Genomic DNA, 9323 nt, shown 5'->3' with positions numbered 1-9323 from the left:
GCCCGATGCGGCAGGCAGCCGGCGATCGGCGCGCCGGTGCGCGCCTGAAGCAGGCGTGCGCCCGGCGAGTGGTCGCGATGGGTATGGGTAACGACGATCGCGGAGACCGTCTCGGACCCGAGGTCGGCCAGCAGCGCATCGACGTGGCCGGCATCCTCAGGCCCCGGATCGATCACCGCGACCTGCCCGTGCCCGACGACGTAGGTGCAGGTGCCGCTCGCCGTGAACGGACCGCCATTGGGCGCAACGCGACGGCGGACCAGAGGGCTCAGCGTCTCAAGGCGGGCATTCGCGGGCATCGCCGTCTCGAAGTCCGGCGCGTCACCGCCCGCATTCGTCTCCGCCATCGTAGGCCCCTGTCGCTCCCGAACGACCCGGGGCTACGCGATCGCGGCATCGTGGACAATCGAGCGCGGGACGGTACGCGATCGCGGCGCGCCGTCACCGGAACGGGGAGGGCGTGACCACGCGGATCTCGTCCTGGCCGCCGACGGCGCGGGCCGGGATGCGGAAGCCATCGCCGACGGAGGCGACCTGCACGAGGCTCGCCCGCTCGGCGGTGCGCAGCGTCCTGCGAAAGGCGCGCGCTTCGGCGTCACGCCGGATCGCGCCGACCTTGGCCTCGATCCGCCGGCTCTGGCCGCGCGTAATCGCGGCTTGCCGAAAGTCGACGAGGGCGACCGAGCCCGAACGGCTGCGCGTCACCACGTCGGCGCTGTCATGGGTGGCGACGACGTCGCCCTTGCGCAGCGTCAAGTCGTTGGCGACCGGCAGCGGGGTAGTGCCGGGCGCGGCCTGGCAGGAGCAGTTCTCCACGCGGCGCTGGCGGTAGATGTTGGCGAGCGCCGAGGCACGGTACGGCAGGCCCTGCGGGCTGATCGCGCGGTCGAGTTCGGTTTCGCGGGCGCCGAGGGTGTAGACGTTCGTCGGCGCACCCGGACAGGCGGCGGCGCAGGCCGCCTCGTGGACCGGCATGTCCGCTCGCGCTCCGAGGGTGCCGAGGGGAAAGAGGTAGCCGTCGCACATCCGCACGCAGACCGTGCGCCGCCCGGTGGAGGCGACGGCCACGGCGACCGGTGCCGCACGTTCCGAGCGAGCCCGTGCCCGCGCCCGGCGCGACCGGCCGAGCGCAAGGTCGGCCACGGGGCGCGGCGTGTGGAAGAGCGGACGCGGAACGCCGAGGCGGCGGCCGTCGGGCAGGTTGGCGTAGCGTCCGGGCCGGTGCACCTGAGGCGCGGGCTGCGGCCGTGCCGGCGCGAACAGCTCTTGGAAGAAGTCGAACAAGCCGCCGCGCTCGGACGCCTGCACGAGGCTCGAGCCGATCGTGACGCTGCCGAGCCCGAGGATCAGACCCGCAACCGCAGTGCCGATCATCTGCCGCCGCGTTCCTCCGGAGCCGTAAAACGCACTCCACCGCGCCAAGAACGCCATGCTTCGTCAGATCCCAACCAGTCCGGCACGCCGGCCCGGCGAGGGCGGGGCGGTCGGCGCCGACTTAAAGACCGGTTAAGCCGAGCGGCAAGTGCGTAAGACAACCGAGTTGATCACAACATCGCTGCGATCAGGAGCAGGAATAGGCCGGTCGAACCAGCGATCGGCGTTAAGGTTACAGCCGTTTCGACTTGCTGGACCCAGCTCGTCGTCCTCGACCCTTGCGCGATCAGCGCGGTGGATGGCACGGCTCTCGAACTTTCTCCGTCACGGAAAACCGGTGGACAGCGCATGAAAAAGCCGCCCCGGAGGGCGGCTCGCAGAAAGACGCAGGATGAGCTCGGGTGCGATCAGGGCCGGCGTACCGGTCCGTTGCTCCGAACGCGCACCGGAACGAGGCGCGCCTCCGGCTGCGGGACCAAGGCGCCCAACACTTCCTCGACGCCGCGTGCGGCGGCTCCGGCGGCGGAGCTGACGATATCCGTGAGGCGCTGGACGAGGGCGGAGGCGTTTCTCATCGCTGTTCTCTGGTTTCGGACCTGGGATGAGGAACGCCGGGCCGGATCGATCCGTTCCGGCTGCGGCCCCGTGCCCACTCCGACAATATGGCGTGACATACGCGCTGGCGCGAGGGGTCGATCGAGGAATTCGGCGAATCACCGGCACCTGGGCCGCAACTCTCATTTTTCGTGTGTGCAGGCATTCGAAGTCGCGGAACCGAAACAACGACTTGACGTTTGGGATGTCAGAAGGTCGCGGCCAAGCCCGCGTCCATGTTTTCAAGGACAACGCAGATGCTCGGTTGGGCCGTTACGTTCCTCGTCGTGGCCCTCGTGGCCGCTCTGCTCGGTTTCGGCGGCATCGCCGGAACGGCGATGGAAGCCGCGAAGCTGGTGTTCTTCGTCGCGATCGTCCTGTTCGCCATCTCCGCCGTGATCGGCTTGATGCGCGGCCGTTCGCCAACGCTCTGACACGCGCTGGGTGACGAAGACTGATACAAGATCCCACAGGCGCTCAACGCGCCGCGGGGTCTTCTAGGAGGGAGCCGGAGCGCCTCAGGGTGACTTCGGCTCCTTCGCGTCGAGGCGTTCGATGAGGTCGCGGAAGCGATTCGGGACGGGTTGCTGGACGAGGCCGTCGTAGAGGGAACGCAGCGTGCTTCCGATACGAGCCTGGGCATGATCGCTGAGGCGGGACGATCCGCGGTGCCGACCCGCAGAGTCGGGAACGATCGTCCGAGAGACCCCGCCGCCGTCGGCGATGCCATCGCCTGCACGGCCGATCGGCCTCTCCGCTTTCGCAGCGTCGGTCATCATCGCGCCCCCTGGTGCCGTTCACGGCATCTCGTCACGGGCCATGCCCGCATTGTCTTGAAGCACGACATACGCCATGGCTGCACCAGCAACGCCGACGGGCGGAGGCGGTTCCGCACCCGCCCGGAACGGAGTCGGATGCCCCGCGTTGGGGCGGCAGGTTGAATAGCAGGCCGACAAGGCACAGGGGATCGTATGTCGACATCGCAACTCGTGGTGCAGCACCTGCCCTACCTGCGGCGCTATGCGCGCGCGCTGACGGGCAGCCAGGTGGCGGGCGACGCCTACGTCGCCGCGACCTTGGAGACGCTGGTCAACGAGCCGGATACGCTCGGCCGCAGCACGAACGTGAAGGCCGACCTGTTCCGCGTGTTCACGCGTATCTGGAACTCCCTGTCGGTCAACGGCCGCAGCGAGCAGGTGCAGCACGATCTCCCCGCCGAGGTCCGGCTCGGTCAAATCACGCCGCTGCCGCGCCAGGCCTTCCTGCTCTCCTGCCTCGAGGGATTCTCGGAGGAGGACGCGGCGATCATCCTCGACGTCGATGTCAGCCAAGTCCGCGACCTCGTCGATGAGGCGGGCCGCGAGCTCGCCGCCGACATGGCGACCGACATCCTCATCATCGAGGACGAGCCGCTGATCGCCATGGACCTCGAGGCGTTGGTCGAAGGGCTGGGTCACAACGTCATCGGCGTCGCCCGCACCCGCACCGAGGCGGTCAAGATCGCCTCCGACAGCAAGCGCCCCGGCCTGATCCTCGCCGACATCCAACTCGCCGACGGCTCGTCCGGCCTCGACGCGGTGAACGACCTGCTGAAGACCTTCGAGGTTCCGGTGATCTTCATCACCGCCTACCCCGAGCGCTTCCTCACCGGCGAGCGGCCCGAGCCGGCCTTCCTCATCGCCAAGCCGTTCCAGCCCGCCAACGTCTCGGCCGTCATCAGCCAGGCGCTGTTCTTCCAGCAGACGGCGCGTCGGCGGGAAGCCAAGTCCGCCTGAGATCCGGGCGGCGCCCTGGCCGCCTGCGCTTCGGTCCCCGTAACGACGAAACCCCGGCTCGCGCCGGGGTTTTTTGTTGCCCGAACGCCTGGATGGTGACCGGGCACAAAAAAACGGGCCGGAGAGATCTCCGACCCGTCGATAAGGTTCCGGCCGATGCACAAGGGGAATGCGGGGAGGACCAGGTGGCCGGGTGCATCATCAACGAGCGCCACCCCGGTGAGTTCCGATACGCTGCACTTTTTCGACGTGTGTGGCGTTGACGCCACGACGGCCGCCTGTGGACAAGATGCGCGAACCGCTGCAGCGATTCGAAAAATCCGACCTCAATACTCATTCCGGCGAAAGCGCGGCAGTGACGGAACCGGATCACGGAAGACGCGTTTTCGAATCATCTTGTCAAGCTCCCACTCGGAGATCACGACGATGCTTCGGTCAGGCTTCCTTCTCGGCGTGAGCGCACCGGCCGCCATCCTGACGTTGCTCGTCCATCCGATGGTGCAGGCCGGCGCCGACCAGTGGGTTCCGACGACGCCTATCGTGGCTCCGGCCTCGTTCGAGGTGCGTCCATTGCCCGGCATGCGCCCCGTGTCGCTTGCGATCAGGCCGAGCCGCGTGGCGAGCCTTCAGGCCGAGCCGAACCGTGCCGTGCCGGCCGCAATGGAGACGGCACTGGAGATCGGGACGAAGCCGCCGCTGAAGCCGCGTATGCGGATGCGCGAGGGTTGCGAAGCGGCCCTGAGTTCCCTCGTCGGCCCCGAGGCCCGCCGCATGATCCCGGGCCGCTGCATTTCCTAATCGATACGTCGTACTAGTACGTTTCACTGAGACCGACAACGCAAAGGCCTGCCCCAACGCCTGGGGCGGGCCTTTGCGTTTTCCGCCACCGAAACCGAGCACAAAAAAAGGCGCCTGCCCTCGGAGGGCAGGCGCCGCCTATCGCCGACGCCGATCGATTATTCGGCGCCGTCGCGTCCGGTGCCGGTCGCTTGGCCGCCCTTTCGACCGGCAGACGAGGCCAGCTCGCGATCCTGCGAGAAGGACCGCTTCTCGGCCGGCACACTGCGGCCACCCTTGCTGGCGATCTCGCGCTGGCGCTCGAGATCCATCGACGCAAAACCTCGCTTGGAGGTCGAATTACCGGATGCCATCAGCTCCTCCTCAGGCTTCTTTTTACCCTTTCACAACCTTCGCCAGTATCCGAAGGTTCCTCTCACGCTTCTGCGACAAGCTTAGCCGCAACCACGCCGGTGCGATGGCGTTGGAACACAGAAGGCGCGGGGCGCGAGCATTCTCCGCCCGCTTCGAACGAGGTGTTTTCGAGCATGACGAATCGCGAGATGGTGTCCGCCGCGGCCCGGGCTTCGGCGGAGGCCGAGCCGAAGCCGAACACGACGGCGCTTCCGCCCATGCCCGCGGACGAGGGCAGCGCGACGCCGACGACCCACGAGGAGCCGATCGACTCGCCGCAGCCGAACGCCAGCGTGAAGCGCGATCCTCCGAGTGACGAGAAGCCCGGCCTGTCCACCAAGCGCTGAGTACCCTCAGGCCTGCCGCGGAAGACGGGCGAGGAACACGATGCCGCCCGCCATCGCGAGGATCGTCGCGGCTGCAGCGATGCTGAGGATGCGACGGATCATAGGCGTGTAGATGCCGGTGGCGGCGTCGTAGCCGTAGCAGAGCAGGACGAGCCGGTCGGCGAGGCTGCCCGTGCGACCCTCGCCGGCTTCGACGAGAGCGAGCCGCAAATCGCCGCCGTTCAACGCCAGGGGCGAAAGGACGCGGGCGACGCGGCCGTCCCCGGTCAGCAGGATCGCGGCGGCGGGGTGGGCGAAGCTGTCGGTACCTGCGTCGTAGACGAAGTCGTAGCCAAGCGCCCGGGTCAGCCTGTCCACCGCCCCGGCGTCGCCGACCAGGGCGGCCGCCTTCGCCGCGAGTGCCGGGTCGCCAAGTTCGGTGCCGAGCATGTGCCGGGCGGCGGCCGCGTCGTCCCGCGGGTCTATGCCGACGAGGATCAGGCTGTAGTCGCGGCGGGCGACGAGCCTCGTCGCGGCCAGCGCCGCCCCGGACATCGCCAGCATCGGATCGCAGACGTTGCCGCAGGTGTAATCCACCGGCAGCATCAGCGTCGGCCGACCGCCCAAAGCCGCACCCAGGGTGGTCGGCCGGTCGCCCGACGCGTCGGTGAACGCGAGGTCGAGGGGGACTCGGGCACTCGAGGGTGGCGCGACCGCGACGCGGGCGAGTTCGATCCGGTTCAGGCGGGCGGCCGCCGGCGCGACGGCGAGCGGCAGGCCGAGCACGAGCAGCGCGAGCAGGGACGCAGCAAGGCGAAGACGGCGGGCGCGGCTCATGGCACCTCCTGTGGGCCTCCGCATGCCCGATCCCATGCGGCGCGGCATCCGGGGCAAGCCGTCGCAGCATGCCCCGGCAACGTGAGGGCTGGACAAGATCGCCGCAAGCCGCATGGATACGCGGCCGGCCCCATCACGAGATCCGGCGCGGTCCGGAGTCCCACCCATGACCCTCGATACGGAGGTTACCTCCCTTCGGCAGGTGCCGCTGTTCCGCGAGGTCGAGCCGTCGCGGCTGAAGCTCCTCGCCTTCACCAGCGAGCGGGTGCACTTCGAGCCCGGCCAACAGTTCTTCACCCGCGGCGACGTGGCGGACGCCGCCTACCTGATCCTGGAGGGCAGCGCCGCCGTGACCATCGACGGCGCCGCCGGGCCGGTGCGGCTCGCCCTACTCGGCGCAAACGCGCTGGTCGGAGAAATGGGCATCCTGGCCGACCAGCCGCGCTCGGCCACCGTCACCGCCGAGACGGCGGCGACGGCCCTGCGCATCGACCGCGGCGTGTTCCTCGAGCTGTTGGCGCAGTTTCCTCAGATCAGCATCGCGCTGATGCGCGAACTCGCACTGCGCCTAGAGCAAACGAACCAGGCGCTGGCGCAGAGCCGCGGCTGAAGCCGCGGGCGGATTATGGCGTCGGGTAGGTGATGAACTCCATCAGCGACCCGTCGGGATCGCGGAAGTAGACGCTGGTCCCGGGCCCGGCCGCGCCATGGCGTTCGACCGGACCGCGCTCGACGGGGACGCCGCAGGCGGCCAGGTGCGCCATCGCCTCCTCGATCGTGCCGGACCAGCGGAAGCACAGGTCGCTGCCGCCCGGCATCACAGGCTTCTCCGCCAGGGGCTCCGGCGACAGGCCCGGGCCGTGGCAGTTCAACTGGACCCCGCCGAGCCGGTAGGCGAAGCCCGCCCCGACCGGGACAACCTCGGCCCCGACGACGTCGCCGTAGAAGACGTTCGCTCGCGTCCAGTCGCTGACGTGGATCACGCAATGGTCGAGATGGATCGCCGGGCGCAGGGGCGTCTCGGGCAGCGCGCCTTGCATCTCGGGAAGGGTGAGCGTGTCGGCCATGATGCGCCTCGTGTCGAAACCGATCCGGGAAAGTTAGGGCGCAAGCCACGGCCGAACGAGGCGAAATCCGGGCAATCGTACCGGGCGCTTCGTCCGACCTGAGACGCAAAAGTCACATCGTGGGGGAACGCGAGGCGGTAGGCATGATCCGAACGCTCCCTCGCCTCGTGAGGCCCCATGCCAATCCGCCGGATCCTGCTCGCCGCGGTCCTGATCGCGCCGCTCGCCGCCTGCAACCAGCGCGGACCGGTGAACGTCGCCGCCAACGACGAGGAGGCGGCGTGGTACATCGGCACGAAGCCCGACAAGCCGTTCGACGTGCCGCTGGTCGACACCAACCGCCTCGATCCGAAGTACCGCCGGCAGGTCGTGAGCTACAACGGCCCCGAGCGGCCCGGCACCATCGTCGTCGACATCGACAAGCGCCAGCTCGCCCTCGTCCAGGCCGACGGCACGGCGATGCAGTACGGCGTCGGCGTGGGCAAGCTCGGCTTCTCCTGGAAGGGCGAGGCTCGCGTCGGCCGCAAGGGCGTCTGGCCCGACTGGAGCCCGACCACGACCATGGTCGCCCTGCACCCGGAGATCGACCGCCAGCGCAAGGGCGGCGTCGACAACCCGCTCGGCGCCCGCGCGCTCTACCTCTACCAGGGTAACCGCGACATCCTGTTCCGCATCCACGGCACCAACGAGCCCTGGAGCATCGGCGAGCAGATGTCGTCCGGCTGCGTCCGCATGCTCAACGAGGACATCGTCGACCTCTACGAGCGCGTCCCCGTCGGAACGCAGGTGCTGATCAAACGCAACGGCAAGTATCGGGTCTGAGCACGCACCGGATCTGAACGCTGCGGCTCGACCGGAGCGGGGCACCGGCATAGCGTGCGCCCGAAACGTCCACCCTTCGGAGACGGCGATGCCGACCACGACCGACGCGATCGTCCTTCACCACGCGCCGAACACCCGCTCGACGGGCGTGCGGGTGCTGCTGGAGGAGCTCGGCGCGCCGCACGATCTGCACGTCATCAACCTGAAGGCGGGCGAGCAGCAGGGCAGCGCGCATCTCGCCGTCAACCCGATGGGCAAGGTTCCAGCGATCCGCCACGGCGCCGCGACGGTGGCGGAGCAGGCAGCCTGCTACCTCTACCTCGCCGACCTGTTTCCCGAGGCCGGCCTCGCGCCCGCCCTGACCGATCCGGCTCGCGGCGCGTACCTGCGGTGGATGGTCTTCTACGGCTCGTGCTTCGAGCCCGCCGTGATCGACCGGGCGATGGAGCGCGACCCGCCGCCTCGGATGATGTCGGCCTACGGCGACTACGACACGGTGCTGTCCCAGGTCATCGCCATGCTGACCCCCGGCCCCTGGATCCTCGGCGAGCGCTTCTCCGCAGCGGACGTGCTGTGGGGTTCGGCGCTCGGCTGGACCACCGCGTTCAAGCTCGTGCCTGAGGAGCCGGCGATCATGGCCTACCTCGCGCGCTACCGGGCGCGGCCGGCCTACCAAGCGATCTCGGCCGACGACGCCCGCCTCGCGGCCGCGCAGCAGGAGAGCGCGCCGGGCTAGGCGGCAGGGCAGGGCGGCAGGGGCGGCGCGACCGTCCCTATCGCTGCAGCAGCTCCGTGAACCGCGCGACCAAGCGCCGGCCGACCTCGTCCTTGTCGAGCGTCGGCCAGGTCTCGACCGATCCGTCGCGGGCGATCAGGTGCACGGTGTTGGTCCCGCCGCCCATCACCCCGCCGGCCGCGGAGACGTCGTTGGCGACGATCAGGTCGCAGCCCTTCCGGGCGATCTTCGCCTGCGCATGGGCGATCACCGTGTCGGTCTCTGCGGCGAAGCCCACGACGAGGTTGGGGCGGTCCGTCGTCCGCGCGGCGATGGTGGCGAGGATGTCGGGGTTCTCGACCAGCGCCAGCGGGGCGGGCCCCGAGCCGTCCTTCTTGATCTTGGAGCCGGTCTCAGTGGCGGGCCGCCAGTCCGCGACCGCGGCCGTGAACACCGCGATGCTGACGGGCAGGGCCGCCTCGACCGCGGCGAGCATCTCGCGGGCGGTCTCGACGCGCACCACGGTGACGCCCGCCGGGTCGGGGATCGCCACTGGCCCGGAGACCAGCGTCACCATAGCGCCGGCCGCCGCGGCCGCCGCGGCGATGGCGTGGCCCTGGCG

The 9323-nt window shown here is 69.5% G+C and carries 16 protein-coding genes; 7 read left to right on the top strand and 9 right to left on the bottom strand.

The genetic code is table 11. The annotated features are described in order from the left end of the window. From FV222_RS10635 to FV222_RS29535, 3 genes are all read right to left on the bottom strand, one after another. The coding region (locus FV222_RS10635; protein ID WP_147814189.1) for an MBL fold metallo-hydrolase at positions 1-347 on the bottom strand (347 nt) is incomplete at its 3' end. Positions 348-441: 94 nt separating this feature from the next. After that, on the bottom strand, positions 442-1374 hold the full coding sequence (locus tag FV222_RS10630) for a DUF2865 domain-containing protein (protein WP_187277298.1): 933 nt from the start codon (positions 1372-1374) through the stop codon (positions 442-444). A gap of 407 nt (positions 1375-1781) precedes the next feature. Then, positions 1782-1949, bottom strand: a complete 168-nt coding sequence (locus tag FV222_RS29535) for a hypothetical protein (protein ID WP_187275180.1) — start codon at positions 1947-1949, stop codon at positions 1782-1784. Positions 1950-2225: 276 nt separating this feature from the next. Between FV222_RS29535 and FV222_RS10625 the strand changes: the two genes are divergently transcribed. Continuing rightward, a complete protein-coding gene (locus FV222_RS10625; protein ID WP_003599466.1) occupies positions 2226-2402 on the top strand; it encodes a DUF1328 domain-containing protein in 177 nt (58 codons plus the stop codon). Between the two features lie 84 nt (positions 2403-2486). Here the strand turns inward: FV222_RS10625 and FV222_RS10620 are convergent, their stop codons facing one another. Beyond that, positions 2487-2747, bottom strand: coding sequence for a NepR family anti-sigma factor (locus FV222_RS10620; RefSeq protein WP_147814184.1), 261 nt, complete (start codon positions 2745-2747; stop codon positions 2487-2489). A gap of 192 nt (positions 2748-2939) precedes the next feature. On the opposite strand from FV222_RS10620, the gene FV222_RS10615 reads away from it, so the two are divergent. Together FV222_RS10615 and FV222_RS10610 are read left to right on the top strand one after the other, a co-directional pair. After that, entirely contained in the window at positions 2940-3743 is an 804-nt protein-coding gene (locus tag FV222_RS10615) for a response regulator (RefSeq protein ID WP_147753118.1), read from the top strand. 453 nt (positions 3744-4196) lie between these two features. Beyond that, positions 4197-4541, top strand: a complete 345-nt coding sequence (locus tag FV222_RS10610) for a hypothetical protein (RefSeq protein ID WP_246685408.1) — start codon at positions 4197-4199, stop codon at positions 4539-4541. 158 nt (positions 4542-4699) lie between these two features. Here FV222_RS10610 and FV222_RS10605 read toward each other — a convergent pair whose 3' ends face one another. Both FV222_RS10605 and FV222_RS30660 read right to left on the bottom strand, forming a co-directional pair. Next, positions 4700-4894, bottom strand: a complete 195-nt coding sequence (locus tag FV222_RS10605) for a KGG domain-containing protein (RefSeq protein ID WP_147753119.1) — start codon at positions 4892-4894, stop codon at positions 4700-4702. A 62-nt stretch (positions 4895-4956) separates the two neighbouring features. Beyond that, positions 4957-5136 carry a hypothetical protein gene (locus FV222_RS30660; protein ID WP_210248476.1) on the bottom strand — a complete coding sequence of 60 codons (180 nt, stop codon included), beginning with the start codon at positions 5134-5136 and terminating at the stop codon, positions 4957-4959. 16 nt (positions 5137-5152) lie between these two features. Here FV222_RS30660 and FV222_RS31995 point away from each other — a divergent pair, with 16 nt between their 5' ends. Further along, entirely contained in the window at positions 5153-5281 is a 129-nt protein-coding gene (locus FV222_RS31995; protein ID WP_348644085.1) for a hypothetical protein, read from the top strand. 6 nt (positions 5282-5287) lie between these two features. On the opposite strand, the gene FV222_RS10595 is transcribed toward FV222_RS31995, so the two are convergent. Continuing rightward, a complete protein-coding gene (locus FV222_RS10595) occupies positions 5288-6097 on the bottom strand; it encodes an electron transporter (protein WP_147814182.1) in 810 nt (269 codons plus the stop codon). A 166-nt stretch (positions 6098-6263) separates the two neighbouring features. Here FV222_RS10595 and FV222_RS10590 point away from each other — a divergent pair, with 166 nt between their 5' ends. Then, positions 6264-6707 (top strand): Crp/Fnr family transcriptional regulator, encoded by a 444-nt coding sequence (locus FV222_RS10590; RefSeq protein WP_147753122.1) that lies wholly within the window; start codon positions 6264-6266, stop codon positions 6705-6707. A gap of 13 nt (positions 6708-6720) precedes the next feature. On the opposite strand, the gene FV222_RS10585 is transcribed toward FV222_RS10590, so the two are convergent. After that, positions 6721-7164, bottom strand: coding sequence for a VOC family protein (locus tag FV222_RS10585; RefSeq protein ID WP_147814180.1), 444 nt, complete (start codon positions 7162-7164; stop codon positions 6721-6723). A 177-nt stretch (positions 7165-7341) separates the two neighbouring features. On the opposite strand from FV222_RS10585, the gene FV222_RS10580 reads away from it, so the two are divergent. Together FV222_RS10580 and FV222_RS10575 are read left to right on the top strand one after the other, a co-directional pair. Then, entirely contained in the window at positions 7342-7986 is a 645-nt protein-coding gene (locus tag FV222_RS10580; protein ID WP_147753124.1) for a L,D-transpeptidase, read from the top strand. A gap of 88 nt (positions 7987-8074) precedes the next feature. Continuing rightward, entirely contained in the window at positions 8075-8722 is a 648-nt protein-coding gene (locus FV222_RS10575; protein WP_147814178.1) for a glutathione S-transferase N-terminal domain-containing protein, read from the top strand. A gap of 37 nt (positions 8723-8759) precedes the next feature. Here FV222_RS10575 and FV222_RS10570 read toward each other — a convergent pair. Then, positions 8760-9323, bottom strand: a 564-nt coding sequence (locus FV222_RS10570; RefSeq protein ID WP_281406883.1) for a phosphopantothenoylcysteine decarboxylase, incomplete at its 5' end; no start/stop codon positions are given.

Origin of the sequence: Methylobacterium sp. WL103, assembly GCF_008039885.1 — a bacterium.
Lineage (GTDB): Bacteria > Pseudomonadota > Alphaproteobacteria > Rhizobiales > Beijerinckiaceae > Methylobacterium > Methylobacterium cerastii.
Note: the sequence above shows the minus strand (reverse complement) of the source record. Positions and strands in the feature narration are given on the sequence as shown.